Consider the following 14,981-nt stretch of genomic DNA (forward strand, 5'->3'; position numbering starts at 1 on the left):
TCGCAGCATCCAGTCCGGCCTCACTGCGCTGCAGATCCGGCAACTCGGCCAACTGCTCGAAAAGTTGGATGGTGGGATGCGCACTCACGAATTACGACTCCGACAGCTTTGAATGCACCGAGTCTTCCTGTTTTCTTAACTGGGACCAGCGAAACAGCACGGCGCCAACATCGATCAGATCTGACAGATCCGCCAAAGAGAGGTGCGTCTCTGGCTTGCTAAGCCATCTCGCCAACTGACGCATAGCCTCATCTGGGGCGATTTCTTTATCGTCCATTTCATGGCGCTGGGCTCTCACCTGGAAAAGTGCATTTACGTTGTCGGGCATACGCTTCCTATTTTTCTCGATCCGCAAGGTTCAGCGTCCCTTAAATTCGTGCTCGTCATTTGGATTCGAGTCACGGCGCAAGCGCCACCTCCACAACCTCCAGCAGCTCCTCGGCCAGCAACCTGGCGGCCTCTTGGTAGACCCACAGCAGCACCATATCTACTAGCCTCAGCCACGCTTACACGGCTTGCTTGCGCTGTTTCGAGAACGCAGTAAGGACGCTGCTGCAGCGTTGCGCCTCTCCCGTCCTCGTCAGCGTACTTGTAGTTGTCGAGAAGAGCCCCTTCTTCCTTGGTCAGCGCGGGGCCGCCACAGGCAGGTTGCGTTGGCCTGTAAGCGCAACGATAACGTCTATACCGGTCAGAGCAATCTTTGCCAGCATCTCTCCTCCAGGAAATGCAACACCGCATTCGTATTTGCCCCACATCTCACACGAGACGCCACACAGGTGCGCGCATCGTCAATTCGTGTCAGCCAGTTCCTGCAGGATCCGATGGCCTGCCGCGGCTGTCGAAGTCCGATCAGGCCGCACTGTCTGACGCCACGCCTGAGAAATCTGGGGACCATCAATGACCCCGTTGATTTCCAACCGAGCAGTCACCTTCAGTAGTGCCTTGCCCACTGCGCCGATTCGGCCAGCCAGTTTGTCAAATTCCAGTACGCTTATCGCTTCCTCCTGTGTGTCGATGGGTAAGTTGTTCGGCGGCTACACGTCCAACACCAGCCCCGCAGCGACCCTATGTTTGGACGTGTTCCTGCAGGGGGGGCTTCCAATGAGCCGTCGCAACGGGAAATCGGGCCGTCCCGACAGCCTGGTGTATGCCCTACGCCTATGCAAAGAGTTCGCCCTAGAACGTGTCGACCTGTGCGTTTAGCGCATCCCTCCTACACCTATCTGTGTTGAATCAGCACATTGGAGCGGGCTCTGGGATACATTCCAAAGCGGTACATGCTCCCATGTACCGCCAACCTCAGGACTTTCGGTATGCGCGCTGTCTTCAATCCGCTGTCTGTCGGTCAAGAAAGGGGGTTTCGGCGTGCCTTGCTGGCACTGGTCGCATTGGTCAACGCGCTGGCGATCCTGTTTAATACCTACACCCTGTCTGAACAACGTGATCTCTACCACCAGCGGGCTGAGATGCAGGGGCGTAACTTGGCCCGCGCACTGGATGAGAATCTGGCGGTCAGCATGGGCAAAGTGGACATCACGCTGGCCGCGGTAGTTGACCGACTCGAAGAAGAGGCCGCGCGCCACCGGCCATTGGATGTGGCGAGCTTGAACTCTTTTCTGGAGCGCCAGGAGGGTCGCCTGGTTCCCGGAGCGCGAATCCGGGTATCCGACGCGCACGGCCAGTTGGTGTTGGGCCAAGGGGTGATCGCGGGTCAGGCTTCCTGGGCTGAGCGTGGCTTCTTTTCCGTCCTGAGGGACAAGCTCGATACCGCTACCTTGATCAACAACCCCGTGCTGGGGCAGATCGCCAAAGTGCCCGTCATTCCCGTCACCCGTCGCTATCGCGATGCGGAGGGCGCCTTTGCGGGAGTGGTCTCGATTGCGCTCCCAGTGTCTTACCTGCATGAGCAATTGGCCAAACTCGAGTATGGCGCCCATGGCAATGTCATCTTGCGTGATTCCGACCTCAAGCTGATCACCCGCCATCCTGCGCTTCAGCAGCCCGAAGGCCAGGCGGGTGCACCGATTTACAACAAGACTCTGATCGCCGGCATTGAAGCTGGCCAGAGCAGTTTTTCTTACCACACTCAGACGACGCCTGATGGTTATCCACGCCTGATCACTTACCAGCGCCTGAAGTCGATGCCCTTCCACCTGATTGTCGGCTTGGCGCACGCTGACTATCTGCAGCCCTGGCAAAGCCGGGTGCAACAGACCGTGATCGGGAACGGGGTGTTCCTGGTCACCACGCTGGCGATGACCTGGGTATTGTTGAAAATGCTGTCTGGTTTGCGCCGTGAAGGCAATCACGCGCTGGCCCTACTCAAGAACGCCAGCGATGGGGTCCACATCCTGGACCGCGATGGCACCCTGATCGAGGTCAGTGATGCCTTCTGTACGCTGTTGGGCTACACCCGGCAGGATCTGCTGGGCATGGGGCTGGACCACTGGGGGGCCGAACCCGGGCAGGGCCCCATCCGCCGTGCGGTGCAGGCGGCTCTGGCTTCGGGCCAGCCAGATCAGTTCGAGGCTCGATACCGGCGCAAGGATGGCAGCGAGTTCAACGCTGAAGTCAGCATCAAGCCCATGGTGTCCGGCGGGATAGATCTCCTCTACATGGCCTGCCGCGACATCAGCGACCGCCAAGCCGCCCAGGCCCGCTTGCGTACCAGTGAAGCCTCTCTGCGGGCGGCCAGCCATTTGGCCAAACTGGGCCACTGGCGATGGGATTTGGTAAATGACAGCTATGAGTGGTCCGCCGATGTGTATCGGTTTTGTGGCCAGCAGCCCGGAGGGGCACCGATCTCGTTTCCGGACATCCAGCGCTTGTTTGCCGCTGCCGACTGGGGACTACTGGCCAAAGCCATCGAAGCCTGTCGCCGCGACGGCTTGGCCTTTGCCTGCGATGCCCGGATCAACAACGACGGTGGCGGCCCGCTGTGGGTGACGGTGCGAGGCGAGGCCGATGTGGACGGGCAAGGCTGCATCGTGGCCTTGCGCGGCACCGTGCAGGACATCACCGATCATGTGCGACTGCAAAATGAGTTGCGTGAGTCAGTTGCTCAGTTCAAGGGCGTGATTGATGCCGCGCCTATTCCCATGGCCTTGATAGATGCCAACCATCAGGTCAGCTACCTGAACCAGTCGTTTGTTCAGACTTTTGGTTACGACTGCGCAGACATTCCCACGGTCCAGCACTGGCTTGAAAAAGCCTTTCCTGACCCCGAGTACCGCAGTCGGGTGCAGGCTCGTTGGGAAGCGCACCTGGCGGCTTCGCAGGCTGGAGCCGGGCGGTTTGAGCCCATTGAAGCAGAAGTCCACACTCGAGTGGGCAAGACGATGACTGTCATGCTGGCGGGCTCACACCTGCCCTCCAGTACCTCGGCACTGCTCCTGGAAACCTTCGTCGACATCACCGCGATCAAGAAGTCAGAGCTCGCTCTCCAGCATTTCGGCCAGATCGTCCAGTCTTCCGACGAAGCCATCATCAGCAAGTCCCTGGATGGTCGCGTCACCAGTTGGAACCCTGGGGCCGAGGCCATTTTTGGTTACAGCGCTACCGAGATGATCGGCCAATCGCTTTTGCGGATCTTTCCGCCCGACCGGGTCGACGAAGAGCGCGACATCCTGGAGCGGCTGGCCATGGATCACTCGTTCAATCACCATGAAACGGTGCGGCTGCATCAGAACGGCGCGCTGATTGATGTTTCGGTCACTATTTCACCGATTCATGACACCGAAGGGCGAGTGATCGGTATCTCCAAGATCGCCCGAGACATCACGCAACGCAAACGCATCGAGACGGCACTGGAACGTGAGCGGGCCATGTACCGCACCTTGATCGACACCCTGCCCGACATGATTTGGCTCAAGGACGCTGCGGGCGTCTATCTGCGCTGCAACCGCCGTTTCGAGGCTTTTTTCGGCGCCAGCGAAGAAGCCATTCTCGGCAAGACCGACTTCGATTTCGTGCCCGCCGAGTTGGCCGAGTTCTTCCGTACCAATGACAAGAACGCCATGGAGAAGAACAGCGCCACGGTCAATGAAGAAGAGGTCACGTTTGCCTCAGATGGCCATCGTGAACTGTTGGAAACCACCAAGGTACCCATGCGCGATGTCGGGGGGCAATTGATCGGTGTGTTGGGCATCGGGCACGACATCACCGCGCGGCGCCATGTCGAGAACGAACTGGAGCAGCATCGCAGCCATCTGCAAAAGCTGGTCGATCAACAGACTGCCGATCTGATGCTGGCAAAAGAGGCGGCTGAAACGGCCAATGTGGCCAAGAGTGCCTTCCTGGCCAACATGAGCCATGAGATACGCACCCCGATGAATGCCATTTGCGGCATGGTCTATTTGCTGCGCCGAACGGGTGTGAGCGCCGAGCAGGACGCCAAACTGGCGGTCATTGACGCCTCCGGCAAACACCTGCTGGACGTCATCAACGATGTGCTGGACCTGTCCAAGATCGAGGCGGGCAAGCTATCGCTGGAGGATGGCCCGGTCCACGTGCAGAGCCTGCTTGGCAATGTGGCCTCTATGTTGGGTGAGAAGGCCAAGGAAAAGGGGCTGGACCTGCGCATCGACAACACTTGGCTGTCGCAGAGGCTGCGCGGTGACGCCACCCGCTTACAGCAGGCATTGCTCAACTACGCGTCGAATGCTATCAAGTTCACCGAGCGCGGCCAGGTGACTTTTCGGGCCCGATCAGTGCATGAGGATGCAGCTACCGTTCTCCTGCGCTTTGAGGTGGAGGACTCGGGCATTGGCATCTCTCCCGAGGTCACGCCCAAGTTGTTTGGCGCCTTTGAGCAGGCCGACAGCTCAATGTCCCGCAAGTATGGCGGCACAGGCCTGGGCCTGGCCATCACCAAGAAGATCGCTGAATTGATGGGGGGCTCGGCAGGCGTCAGCAGTGTGCCGGGGCAGGGCAGCACCTTCTGGTTCACGGCACGTTTGCGCAAGGACGAGCTGGCCGTATACCAATCTAATGCGCGGCCCATCGGGGAGGTCGAGACGCTGATCAAGCAGGAGTACGCGCACAAGAGCGTCCTGCTAGTGGAGGACGAGCCCATCAACCGCGAAATTGCGGACATGCTACTCAGTGATGTAGGTCTACAGGCCGATCAGGCCGAAAATGGCGAGATCGCCGTACGAATGGCCCAGGCCAAGGTCTATGACTTAATCTTGATGGACATGCAGATGCCCATTCTGGACGGTCTGCAAGCCACACGCCAGATCAGGCAGCTTCCTGGCTACCACCACACGCCCATCGTGGCCATGACCGCCAATGCCTTCGCAGAGGACAAGGCCCGCTGCCTGGACGCTGGCATGAGCGACTTCATTGCCAAGCCAGTGAATCCCCCGATGCTTTACGAAACCCTGCTGGCCTGGCTCTCGGCACAGTATTCTTCAGACTGAGCCGATCGCGGGGTGCTTGGCACGGCAGTTGGTGGAAGTCGGTGTATGAGGAGGACGGCAGCGAGCCAATGGCATGCGCTAGATGCTCCGTGAGAAGAAAGTACGCTGCCACGCCACCAATGACTAAATAACCGATGGCGTAGCGCGAAGCCCAAAAGCTTGGGGGCTTGTCGTGCCCCTCGTGATCATGGTTCATGGTGAATCCCCAGAGAACTCGAAAGCGAGGCTTACTTTGCGGGTTCCGCAGGCATGCGATCCATCATCATTTGCATCATGGACTCCATCATGTCCATGCGCTTTTCCATCATCTTCTGATGGTCCATCTGGCCAACACCTTTGGTCTTGCCGGAGGCCATGCCCCCCATGCCGGACTTTCCACCACTCATTTGCTTCATCATGGCCATCCCGTCTTGCATCAACTTCATATGCTCTGCCATGAGGGCTTGCCGCTCTTCTAGCGTCTTTGCCGCGACCATCTTCTCGTGCATGGCCTGCATGGCTTTCATGTGCTGCTCCTGCATCATCCCCATGCTACCGACGTCCATGCCCCCTGCCTTAGGCTTTTGCGCTATTGCAGGGGCATCAGAGGTCCTTTCTGGGTGGTGACCCTTGTGCTCATCAGCGCTTTGCGCTGACGCGGCCATCGAGGCAGCGACGATGCAGAGTCCAATCAGCGATTTGTAATAGTTGGTCATGGCTTACTCCATTTCTGTGTAGGGGTGATCTGAGATGGTCTTTGGTCAACAAAACTGAGTGAGCAGAAAATGCCCAGACAGAGCGTGTTACCGGGCTGGCTGGAGGTCGGTGACAATCAGTTTTCCGCCCTCATTCACCACCATAAACTTGACCTTGTCGCCGGACTTGACATTAGTCAGCAAGCTCTTGTCCTTGGCTGTGAACACCATGGTCATGCCTGGCATATCCAAGTGTTTGATATCGCCGTGCTTGATCGTGACCTTGCCTGTGTCTGGATCGACCTTTTTGATCTCGCCATCGGTCAAGGCCGGCGAGATCTGAGCCATGGCCATCTTGCTGGGATCCGTTGCAACCTGGGCAAAGCTGCTGATCGAAAAAATGCTGCTCAGCACCATGGCGGAGAGCGAAGCGAATTTGGTGATGATGTTCATGGTGTCTTCACGAATAGTTGGTGAACGTTTGCGCCGATCCATCTTTTTGGACCAGCAAGACCTGGAAGGCATCTCGACGCCCGCCGTAAGTGGGACCATCCATCCCAGGAGAGCCAATGGGCATGCCTGGCACCGCTAAGCCAAGCACAGCGGTCCGCTCCTTGAGAAGGCGCAGGATGTCCGCGACAGGTACATGTCCCTCAATCACGTAGCCATTGACTGTCGCGGTATGGCATGAGGCGTACTTATGAGGCATGCCCAGACAGGCCCTGACCGTGTTGTTCCCTTGATCTAGGACAGTGACGCGAAAGCCACTCTTCTCGACCGTGCCGACCCAATCCTTGCAGCAGCCGCAATTCGGATCTTTCCAAACCTGCATTTGGTGCGACAGAGGTGGTGCGGCTTTGACGCCTGATATGCCACCGAAGGCGGCCACGCCCAACATCAGCGAGCGCCGTGTGATCAAGCATGAGAGGTTCTGATCAGTCATGGTGATATCGCCTTGCCTTGATCTGGATTTCACTTTTTTGAGACCTTGATGGCGCCCTTCATGCCGGCCTCATAGTGCCCGGGCATCAGACACGCGAAGTTCACAGTTCCAGCCTTTGTGAATTCCCAGATGATTTCCCCTTGCTGACCTGGAGCCACCGTGACTTTGCTCGGCTCGTCATGCTCCATGTCCGGGAACTTCTTCATCAACTCCAGGTGTTCGAGAAGTTCGTGTTGAGTTCCCAAACTCAGCTCGTGTTTGACTTGGCCCGCGTTCTTCACAATGAAGCGCAAGGTTTCGCCCTGTTTGACTTGAAGGTCCGCCGGTGAAAAGCGCATGGTGTCCGCCATCTCAACGGTGACTGTGCGACTGACTTTGTCAGCGCTGCCTGGCCGACCAATTGCGGACTCTTCCGATCCATGAGCATGTCCACCCGCGTGGTTGCCGCTGGCATGGGCAGTTCCAAACAAGGCGAGCGAAGCAGCCAAAACGAGATAGCGAACGTTGCGGTGGGTTTTCATTTTTTCTCCTGAGGGATATGAGGTGGTTCAGTGACCACTGTGGGAAGCGGGCTTGCGCACTTGAACTTCAGTGGCCGCAGCCGGCTTTTGAGCCAGCGGCATCGATTGACCGCCTTCAGCGCTGAACCGTGATGGCTCGGCCAAAGGTCCTGTGTACTCGTGGGCCACAGTTCCAGGCGGGTGTTTGAACCATCCTGGGTCCTTGTAGTCACCCGGCTTTTGGTCCTTGCGAACCTTCAAGACGCTGAACATGCCCCCCATTTCCACGGAGCCGAACGGGCCTTCTCCAGTCATCATGGGGGCTGTGTTGTCGGGGATGGGCATCTCCATTTCAGACATGTCCGACATGCCACGCTCCCCCATGACCATGTAGTCAGGGATCAGCTTGTTGATCTTCTTGGCAAGCCCCCGGTGGTCAACTCCAATCAGGTTGGGAACGTTGTGCCCCATTGCGTTCATGGTGTGGTGGCTCTTGTGGCAATGAAAAGACCAATCGCCTTCTTCGTCGGCCACGAATTCAATCTGCCGCATTTGGCCTACAGCCACGTCGGTTGTGACCTCATACCAGCGTGTGTGGGCCGGCGTTGGGCCGCCGTCCGTTCCGGTGATGAGAAACTCATGCCCGTGCAAGTGGATGGGATGATTCGTCATCGTGAGGTTGCCGACCCGTATGCGCACCTTGTCATTGAGCCGGACATTGAGTGAGTCGATGCCTGGGAAGACACGGCTGTTCCAAGCCCACAGATTGAAGTCCAGCATCGTCATCGTCTTGGGGGTGTAACTGCCAGGATCGATGTCAAAAGCGTTCAGCAAGAAGCAGAAATCGCGCTGCACCTCCTCAATGAGCGGGTGCTTAGCTTTAGGGTGTGTCACCCAGAGGCCGTACATGCCCATGGCCATTTGGACCATCTCATCAGCATGGGGGTGGTACATGAACGTGCCAGGCCGACGAGCAACGAATTCATAAACGAAGGTTTTTCCTGGCGGAATGGAGGGTTGAGTCAGTCCAGCCACTCCGTCCATGCCGTTCGGCAGCCGCTGGCCATGCCAATGAACAGCATGATGCTCGGGCAATTTGTTGGTGACAAAGATCCGAATCCGGTCCCCTTCGACGACCTCGATCGTGGGCCCTGGGCTTTGACCGTTGTAACCCCACAGATGGGCTTTGAAGCCAGGGGCCATTTCGCGCACCACGGGTTCTGCGACCAGGTGGAACTCCTTGACACCCTGGTTCATGCGCCAGGGCAAGGTCCATCCGTTCAGAGTGACCACAGGGTTGTAGGGTCTGCCACTGTTGGGCACCAAGGGCGCCATGGTTTGCGCCGAGCTTTGAATGATCGGCTCTGGCAAGGCAGCCATGGCCACACGACTGACAGAGGCTGCCGCAACGGCGCCGCCTGTCAGGCCTGCGTACTTGAAGAATTCGCGTCGAGATGTCATTGATGTTGCCCTCGTGATCAATGCCCCGCGCCGCCGCTGCTGGACGCGCTGCTCGATACAGACAGGGAAGTGTTGGTGGGGCGGCCAATTAAGGTGGCCTGAAGTGCGGCGTCGGCAAGCCAGAACTGCTGTTCGGCGTTGATGGCTCCGACGACGGTACTGACCTGATCGCGGGCGTCAGCCAGTAGCTCGAAAACGCCGATGATCATGCCGTTGTAGCGAAGCTGGTTTTCTTCCGAAATCACCTTGCGAACAGGGACCGCTTCATCCCGAAAATGCGTGGCGATGTCGTAGGCCGTTCGATAAGCCGAGTAGCTCTCGCGCAAGCCTGAACCGACTGATCGGATCGTGGCCTCCAGTTGGTTGGCTGCCGCGAGTGTTCTGGCGTTCCAAGCATCCCGCTGCATTCCCCCCCAATCGAAGATAGGAAGTCGAATGCCGATTTCGTACCCACGCTGGTCTGACCGGGAACCAGCCGCACTGTCCCACTTGGTGTTTCGCCGCGCTGTCATTTCGATGTCCGTCAAGGTGGTTACGGTGCTCAGCCCCTGCGACTTTCCAGATGCCTCAAAGACGCTCTGAGCCAACCTGATATCCAACCGTGCCTTGCCGGCCAACTGACCAACCGTGCTGGGGTCCAGCGGCTCTTTTGGTAAGTCAGGCAAACGCTCAGGCAGCTGCAGCAGCTGCGCCTGAGCCTCGTCAAGCCCCAAAAGTCGGATAAGTTCTTCTCGACTCGATATGACGTCGTGACTGGTAGAGGCCAAGCGGGCCGCTGCATCTGCGTAGAAGGCCTGCTCACGAGCGCGGGCAATGCGGTTGTAGTTCCCCACGGATTGCATGCGCCTAGCCAACTCAGCACTTGCCTCGGCGCTTTCAAACACCTGCTGTGCGTACTCCAAGTTTTGCTGGCTTGCCACTGCGCGCACCCAGGCCTGCCGAACCTTGGTAACGTGATCAATCACGTCACCGGTCAAACGCAATTGGGATTGTTCGATGCGACGTTGAGCAATGCCTTGCCGAGCGGGTAAGGTCAGGACGTCCAGCAACCCAAAGGACAAGGCCCGATTCACCTCAAGGTCACCGCCCGCAGTCAATCTCTCAAAGGCGAAAATGGGATTGGAAATCCGGCCGCTCTGTGCGGCTGATGCCGAATCAGCCCAACCTTGAGCCAACAACGCCTGCAGCGCGGGGCTGTTGACCAACGCAAGTCTGACGGCCTCCTTTTGTCCCAATGGGCTCGCCAACAATCTGGCCGAGGCATCCAAACGTTGATCGCGCTCTTCCTTTGTCTGGGCTAGTGACAAATTGCCTTCAGTGAAGCCAACGGCTTCAGCGTTGACTCGATCCAGATTTTTCTCCAACGACACACTGGCGCATCCGGACAGAGCCGCAGCTACTGCCAGAACTGCGACCTTTCGGGCGTGAAGAACGACGGATGTCCGACTCATGGTTTGACCTCCCCATGCGTGCCACCTAGTGCATCAGACTTTGGCTCGGTATTGACAGGTGCCTTGTCCGAGACTTCCTTCGCATACGTGCGCCATCCACCGATTCGTTGGACACGATCGTTTGCTTCGCGCCAAGGTTGGATGGATTGGTCGGCATAGGTCTGATAGGCACCGATCGCAGAGCGATACTGCAGGGCCTGAGACAAGACGGGTGGGGATTCTGTGGTCAGGGCTGTGCTCGGCGCCTGGGCGGCTGCCGCGCTTGCGAGCATTGCCAGCGCCAGGGGTAACCCAGGCCTGACGGAGTGAAATGGCATGAACAAGGCTCCTCGTGGTGATCACTCAAAACACGGAGGCCATTCTGAAGAGCGGCACCTGTCAGAAACCGTTCGATCAGATTACAAGTTTGTTATCTAACGGTCAGGTTCACCAATCGCGGGCACACTGGCGCGGACGCAGCAATTGGAGCGCGAGTTGTGAAAATTTTGATCGTTGAAGATGAGGCCAAGACCGGCGAATACTTGCAACAGGGCCTGAGCGAGGCCGGGTTCGTCGTCGATTTGGCGAAGGATGGAATCGACGGTTTGCATTTGGCCGGAGAGCACGTTTACGACATGGTGATCCTGGATGTCATGCTCCCAGGCCTCAATGGTTGGGAGGTCCTTCAGCGGATGCGTCAGCGCGGCCAAGCGATGCCTGCAATGTTCCTCACGGCGCGGGATCAGGTTGAAGACCGCGTCAAAGGATTGGAACTTGGGGCCGATGATTACCTTGTCAAACCCTTTTCGTTCGCTGAATTGCTGGCTCGCGTAAGAACCATCTTGCGCCGAGGCCGCAACGGGGTAGAGGCCACCACCTTGAAGGTGGCTGACCTTGAGCTCGACTTATTGCGCCGACGCGTCTCACGTGCAGGCAAGCGAATTGATCTAACGGCCAAGGAGTTTGGCTTGTTGGAGCTTTTGATGAGGCGTCAAGGTGAGGTGTTGCCCAGATCCTTGATTGCCTCCCAGGTGTGGGATATGAACTTCGATAGCGATACCAATGTGATTGAGGTGGCTGTGCGCCGCCTGCGCACAAAAATTGATGAGGGACACGAGTCCAAGCTCATTCAGACCGTGCGCGGGATGGGGTATGTGCTTGAGATCCCGGAGGACAACTGACATGGTTCGTGGACTGTCGCTCACGAGCCGCCTGACCTTTTTCTTCACTGGCGTGGCGGCCATTCTTGTATTAGGTCTCGGCGGGCTGTTCTTGGCATCTGCAGATCAACATTTCCTGGAGCTGGATCGGGTGACGTTGCTGGACAAGAAGGGGCTGATCGAAGAAGTACTCTCCAACGCGAATTCGGATGAGGATGCCCGTTGGAGGTTAAACGAAGCTCTTGATCATCACCAGGGGCTCTATGTGGAGGTGATGGGCGACAACGGTGCACCACTGTTCAAGACAGTGGGGTTTACTGCACCTGAAGGGGGGCAGCGCGTGCAGAAAGGCCCCAAGGGTGAACCCGCTTTGCAATTTTGGTCCACAAACGAGCGCGAACTCCATGCATTCCGATTCGAGGCAAATACTGGATACAGAACGGGCAGCACTCTCAATGTGACGATTGCAATGGACACAGCCCACCATGCCCAGTTTCTAGCTGATTTGCGTTTAAGACTGATCATCTACGCCGTTGCTGCCACATTGATCAGCGGCCTGCTCGGCTGGCTCGCGGCGCACCATGGACTTGCACCGCTGCGCGCCATGAAGGTCAGAGCCGCGGGAGTGAATGGACAGCAACTGAATGAGCGCATGTCAGTTGAGGCGGTACCGGTGGAGATGGCCGAACTGGCCAGCGAATTGAATCGGATGCTCGACAGACTGCAAAGTGACTTCGTGCGGCTACAGGAATTTGCTTCGGACTTGGCCCATGAGCTGCGCACCCCGATCACCAACTTGCTCACCCAAACACAAGTCATCCTCTCTTCGGGTCGGGACGCCGCCACCTATCGCGACATCTTGGCCTCCAATGCTGAGGAGTTGCAAAGGTTGGCGCGGACGGTGTCTGACATGCTGTTTCTGGCGAAGACCGAGCGGGGTGTAGACCTGCCCCACAAGACACGGTTCTCCGCAGGTCATGAAATTGAGGCCTTGCTTGAGTTCTATGAGGCGGTCGCAGAGGAGCGGCATATTCGATTGAACTTCACGGGACACGGAGAAATTCTCGGTGACCCATTGATGTTTCGAAGAGGTATCAGCAACCTTCTGTCGAATGCGCTGAGATACGCTACAGATGGCAGCGAGGTACAAGTTCTCATCACACCATCTGAAAACTTCATCGAAGTCGCAGTGGAAAACTCTGGTCAAGACATCGACCAAGATGTTTTACCTCGCTTGTTCGATCGCTTCTATCGAGCCGACCCTGCGCGCGCTCGGATTGCATCGGATGGAGCTGGGTTGGGGCTCTCGATTACCAGGGCTATTGTCGAAGCACATGGTGGTACGGCCGAGGCCAGCTCGGCGCAGGGGAAAACTCGATTCACTTTGAGATTTCCGCAATCAAACGATGCCAGACGACTCCAATTGAATTGAACGACAGCTTTTTGCCTGGCCCAAATAGTCCAAAAAATCGCCTTGATTGAAATGTGTGTTGAAGTACTCAGTGCCGATGAAAGTGATGGACGTCTGGCACGTGGGCATAGCTGTGCCGCAATGGATCATGGTGGTGCAAATGGCCGTGAGGGACTACAGGCATGACCTCATGAGTGTGGTCATGATGACTGTCGTCACGCGTATGGGCATGTTCATGTTGCAGGGCGGCATGGATGTGCTCATGTTGATGAGACTCCATCAAGTGGACAAGTACGCCCAGCAGCATCAGGCCTCCACCTCCCAGCATGGCCCAGCCACCTGATCGATCACCGAGCAGCATCGCGACGGCAGCACCGATGAAGGGCGCAAAGGCAAACACCGATCCAGTACGAGCTGTTTCGAAGGTGCGCTGCGCAAGCAGGTAGAAGCGAAGGCTCAACCCGTAAGCGCTGGCTCCCAGAGCCAGCAGGCCCAGGGCTGGCGACATCGAGGGAAGGGGCTCGCCAGTCGTGAGCGTCACGGCCACACCGAGAACGGACTTGGCCAACACCACTTGCCCTGGATCACGCTCGGCCAGTGTGCGGGACAGCGTGTTGTCTAGGCCCTAGGCCGCTATGGCCCCCACGACTGTATGTCCCCAATATTGGGGACATACAACTGCTCATGCGAGCCCGTATATTGCAGCATGTCAAGCTCAGAGACAATATTATGAGTCAGAAGAGCGTTATGGTCAATCGGCCTAACACTTCCGCACGAATTTATCTTGTTAATGAAAAACCACTTAACGAAGGCCTCAAACGTCTAAGCCGGGTGTAGACCCTTATTTTTCGTAAAGGGCTCGACCGAAGTTATTTTATGGCGCACGGCGGTATTTTTTGACACAGTTTATCTCGCGTGCGACCAGAACATGATGTTGCGAAAGATGCAAAGAACAGTCAGAGAAGCATGTCCCCCGCATCAGCCTTGAAGGCGAATAACGCGCACCGCTAGTGCCGCAGCATTTTGAATATGTGAAACAGCTATCAACGGCGAAACCCTTTGCATATGAAGATGCATTGCGTCAAGCGACTAGCCGAAAGGGCAGCGGAGCAGACGTTCGCGTCTCCAGATTTTGGCGTGATATGTCGAGGCCTCGCTCAATCGCCTTAGCTAAACCGGCAACCTTCAACCCGTGCCGCTGGCTGCTGTGGAATAGGTCCGTCTAGGGGTGGTGGCATGCCTTCAGAAAGTTGATTTTTGCAAAGAGCCAGTTTCAATGGTTTCAGATATTATTTTCAAATGATTTTCAGGCGTCGGTCACAGTCTTTCATTTTTTCGCGGTGAGCTTTGCATCTTGCTCAAAGATCAGCTTCCTGCGTGCCAACGCCCACAAGCCAAAAAACAAAATACATAAAAGAGCTCTAATTTTTGCATCTGGCTATTAAATTAAAACCAAAAGCCATAAATTGGGGAAGGAATCATGGTGGAAACCAAAATAAGTCTTATCGCGAGAAATTTTTTTTGCCGGGGGCAATATGTCCGATATTTTTTGATCGCGGTACTGACACTGGGGATATTCCTCGGCATCGCGAGCCCAGCTAACGCGTTGACCGATACCTGGAGTGCTGCGGGCAGCCTGAGCACGGCGCGATATTCGCACACAGCGACCCTGCTGCCCTCAGGCCAGGTGCTGGTCGTGGGGGGGCAGGGCAACAGCGGAACGCTTGCTAGCGCTGAGCTGTACGACCCCGCAACCCAGACTTGGAATGCGGCGGGCAACTTAAGCACTGCGCGGGCGTACCACACAGCGACCCTGCTGCCTTCAGGCCAGGTGCTGGTCGTGGGGGGACTTGATAACAACGGGGTGCCCATGGCGAGCGCTGAACTGTACGACCCGGCGACCCAGACCTGGAGTGCTGCGGGCAGCCTGAGCACGGCGCGATATTTACACACAGCGACCCTGCTGCCCTCAGGCCAGGTGC

General features: G+C 57.1%; 12 protein-coding genes and 1 pseudogene. 4 read left to right on the forward strand and 9 right to left on the reverse strand.

Going from position 1 to position 14,981, the window contains the following annotated elements; genetic code table 11:
- Window positions 1-91: 91 nt before the first annotated feature.
- A complete protein-coding gene (locus AC3WUT_RS23105) occupies window positions 92-328 on the reverse strand; it encodes a hypothetical protein (RefSeq protein WP_492349415.1) in 237 nt (78 codons plus the stop codon).
- Window positions 329-1,313: 985 nt separating this feature from the next.
- Here AC3WUT_RS23105 and AC3WUT_RS23110 point away from each other — a divergent pair.
- The gene (locus tag AC3WUT_RS23110; RefSeq protein ID WP_492349416.1) at window positions 1,314-5,420 is read left to right on the forward strand and encodes a PAS domain S-box protein; all 4,107 of its coding nucleotides are present in this window, start codon (window positions 1,314-1,316) and stop codon (window positions 5,418-5,420) included.
- Here AC3WUT_RS23110 and AC3WUT_RS23115 read toward each other — a convergent pair.
- The 7 genes from AC3WUT_RS23115 to AC3WUT_RS23145 all read right to left on the reverse strand — a co-directional run bounded on the left by AC3WUT_RS23115 (window position 5,341) and on the right by AC3WUT_RS23145 (window position 10,449).
- Window positions 5,341-5,616, reverse strand: coding sequence for a DUF2933 domain-containing protein (locus AC3WUT_RS23115; RefSeq protein WP_492349417.1), 276 nt, complete (start codon window positions 5,614-5,616; stop codon window positions 5,341-5,343). The two genes, AC3WUT_RS23110 and AC3WUT_RS23115, sit on opposite strands and share 80 nt — an antisense overlap.
- A gap of 31 nt (window positions 5,617-5,647) precedes the next feature.
- Window positions 5,648-6,115 (reverse strand): hypothetical protein, encoded by a 468-nt coding sequence (locus tag AC3WUT_RS23120; protein WP_492349418.1) that lies wholly within the window; start codon window positions 6,113-6,115, stop codon window positions 5,648-5,650.
- 87 nt (window positions 6,116-6,202) lie between these two features.
- Complete coding sequence (locus tag AC3WUT_RS23125) at window positions 6,203-6,547, reverse strand: copper-binding protein (RefSeq protein WP_492349419.1); 345 nt, start codon at window positions 6,545-6,547, stop codon at window positions 6,203-6,205.
- A gap of 7 nt (window positions 6,548-6,554) precedes the next feature.
- Window positions 6,555-7,037, reverse strand: a complete 483-nt coding sequence (locus AC3WUT_RS23130) for a DUF411 domain-containing protein (RefSeq protein ID WP_492349420.1) — start codon at window positions 7,035-7,037, stop codon at window positions 6,555-6,557.
- Between the two features lie 29 nt (window positions 7,038-7,066).
- On the reverse strand, window positions 7,067-7,558 hold the full coding sequence (locus AC3WUT_RS23135) for a cupredoxin domain-containing protein (RefSeq protein WP_492349421.1): 492 nt from the start codon (window positions 7,556-7,558) through the stop codon (window positions 7,067-7,069).
- 27 nt (window positions 7,559-7,585) lie between these two features.
- Complete coding sequence (locus AC3WUT_RS23140; RefSeq protein ID WP_492349422.1) at window positions 7,586-8,998, reverse strand: multicopper oxidase family protein; 1,413 nt, start codon at window positions 8,996-8,998, stop codon at window positions 7,586-7,588.
- 17 nt (window positions 8,999-9,015) lie between these two features.
- Entirely contained in the window at window positions 9,016-10,449 is a 1,434-nt protein-coding gene (locus AC3WUT_RS23145; protein WP_492349423.1) for a TolC family protein, read from the reverse strand.
- A gap of 476 nt (window positions 10,450-10,925) precedes the next feature.
- Between AC3WUT_RS23145 and AC3WUT_RS23150 the strand changes: the two genes are divergently transcribed.
- Together AC3WUT_RS23150 and AC3WUT_RS23155 are read left to right on the forward strand one after the other, a co-directional pair.
- Window positions 10,926-11,609 carry a heavy metal response regulator transcription factor gene (locus AC3WUT_RS23150; RefSeq protein WP_492349424.1) on the forward strand — a complete coding sequence of 228 codons (684 nt, stop codon included), beginning with the start codon at window positions 10,926-10,928 and terminating at the stop codon, window positions 11,607-11,609.
- Between the two features lies 1 nt (window position 11,610).
- Window positions 11,611-13,020 carry a heavy metal sensor histidine kinase gene (locus tag AC3WUT_RS23155; RefSeq protein ID WP_492349425.1) on the forward strand — a complete coding sequence of 470 codons (1,410 nt, stop codon included), beginning with the start codon at window positions 11,611-11,613 and terminating at the stop codon, window positions 13,018-13,020.
- 67 nt (window positions 13,021-13,087) lie between these two features.
- Here AC3WUT_RS23155 and AC3WUT_RS23160 read toward each other — a convergent pair.
- Window positions 13,088-13,624: pseudogene (locus AC3WUT_RS23160) on the reverse strand (EamA/RhaT family transporter); the annotation flags it as partial.
- Window positions 13,625-14,479: 855 nt separating this feature from the next.
- Here AC3WUT_RS23160 and AC3WUT_RS23165 point away from each other — a divergent pair.
- On the forward strand, window positions 14,480-14,981 hold a 502-nt coding region (locus AC3WUT_RS23165), incomplete at its 3' end, for a Kelch repeat-containing protein (RefSeq protein ID WP_492349426.1).

The organism is Curvibacter sp. EU05-FHT14A10 (genome assembly GCF_058791075.1).

Excerpts from the sequence above, each read along its gene's own strand:
- AC3WUT_RS23110 (WP_492349416.1), top strand. The coding sequence starts at position 1,314 with ATGCGCGCTGTCTTCAATCCGCTGTCTGTCGGTCAAGAAAGGGGGTTT.
- AC3WUT_RS23155 (WP_492349425.1), top strand. The coding sequence starts at position 11,611 with ATGGTTCGTGGACTGTCGCTCACGAGCCGCCTGACCTTTTTCTTCACT.
- AC3WUT_RS23105 (WP_492349415.1), bottom strand. The coding sequence starts at position 328 with ATGCCCGACAACGTAAATGCACTTTTCCAGGTGAGAGCCCAGCGCCAT.
- AC3WUT_RS23135 (WP_492349421.1), bottom strand. The coding sequence starts at position 7,558 with ATGAAAACCCACCGCAACGTTCGCTATCTCGTTTTGGCTGCTTCGCTC.
- AC3WUT_RS23115 (WP_492349417.1), bottom strand. The coding sequence starts at position 5,616 with ATGAACCATGATCACGAGGGGCACGACAAGCCCCCAAGCTTTTGGGCT.
- AC3WUT_RS23130 (WP_492349420.1), bottom strand. The coding sequence starts at position 7,037 with ATGACTGATCAGAACCTCTCATGCTTGATCACACGGCGCTCGCTGATG.
- AC3WUT_RS23140 (WP_492349422.1), bottom strand. The coding sequence starts at position 8,998 with ATGACATCTCGACGCGAATTCTTCAAGTACGCAGGCCTGACAGGCGGC.
- AC3WUT_RS23145 (WP_492349423.1), bottom strand. The coding sequence starts at position 10,449 with ATGAGTCGGACATCCGTCGTTCTTCACGCCCGAAAGGTCGCAGTTCTG.
- AC3WUT_RS23125 (WP_492349419.1), bottom strand. The coding sequence starts at position 6,547 with ATGAACATCATCACCAAATTCGCTTCGCTCTCCGCCATGGTGCTGAGC.
- AC3WUT_RS23120 (WP_492349418.1), bottom strand. The coding sequence starts at position 6,115 with ATGACCAACTATTACAAATCGCTGATTGGACTCTGCATCGTCGCTGCC.